We start from the raw sequence: 704 nt of genomic DNA on the forward strand, positions 1-704 counted from the left end.
TACAGCCGCATCTTGTTGTCGGTACACCCGGACGGATCGCTGACTTAATCAAAGAACAGGCGTTAAGTGTTCATAAAGCGGAATCTCTTGTTATTGATGAAGCGGATTTAATGCTGGACATGGGATTCCTTGCAGATGTAGATTACATCGGTTCCCGCATGCCTGAGGATCTGCAAATGCTTGTGTTCTCAGCGACCATACCGGAAAAGCTGAAACCATTCTTGAAGAAATACATGGAAAATCCGAAATACGCCCATGTGGAGCCAAAACAAGTGACTGCTGCGAAAATCGAGCATATCCTCATTCCTTCGAAACATCGTGACAAGGACAAGCTCCTTTTTGACATCATGTCGCATCTGAATCCATACCTGGGGATTGTGTTTGCCAACACGAAAAATACGGCTGACCATATTGCCCAATATCTGACTGGCAAAGGCATGAAAATCGGCTTGCTGCACGGCGGATTAACACCACGTGAGCGGAAAAAAGTCATGAAGCAGATCAATGATTTGGAATTCACATATATCATTGCAACTGACCTTGCCGCAAGAGGTATTGATATTAAAGGTGTCAGCCATGTTATCAACTATGAGCTGCCGGATGATCTCGATTTCTATGTTCACCGTGTGGGCAGAACGGCTCGTGCCGGCTCATCAGGACAAGCGATGACCATTTATGAGCTTACTGATGAGGATGCATTAGTA

At 45.5% G+C, this 704-nt stretch carries 1 pseudogene; it reads left to right on the forward strand.

Annotated elements, in window-relative coordinates:
- Positions 1 to 704 (forward strand): annotated as a pseudogene (cshB, locus tag ACWHAR_RS27300) (DEAD-box ATP-dependent RNA helicase CshB); the annotation flags it as partial.

Source organism: Bacillus sp. LR--39 (assembly GCF_053613335.1).